Source organism: Streptomyces sp. URMC 126 (assembly GCF_051386555.1).
GTDB lineage: Bacteria > Actinomycetota > Actinomycetes > Streptomycetales > Streptomycetaceae > Streptomyces.
In genome coordinates this window covers 1-302 of record NZ_JBPQTX010000746.1, presented here as the reverse complement: position 1 = coordinate 302, position 302 = coordinate 1, and the positions used below count along the sequence as shown (strand labels likewise).

Here is a 302-nt window from a genome sequence, read left to right as displayed (position 1 = left end):
AGAGAACGCCACTTACAAGCCGCGCAAGACCAACCCGGTAGAGAAAGCCTGGGCCAAGGCACCGGCTGAAGCCGAGTGGCCCGGAGCGGGCACCGAACGCATACGGATCGGGCGGAAACCCGAGGAGGCCGATCGCCTGCCGCTCAAGGTCGGCCCGCCGAAGAAGGGCACCACGGCCAACTCCACGCCGGACTCAGTCACCGTGGAGGTCGTCAGCCGCAAGAAGACCGACGCGGCCGGCATCGACGGTGTGCTGCTCCGTGTGACTCGTGCCGACAGTCGGAACGAGCAGGGTTCGGCAC

Annotated in this window: 1 protein-coding gene; it reads left to right on the top strand. The window is 67.2% G+C overall.

All coding sequences use genetic code 11. The annotated features are described in order from the left end of the window. Window positions 1–302: hypothetical protein (locus ACSNOK_RS33725; protein WP_436784569.1), on the top strand; the 302-nt coding region annotated here is incomplete at both ends.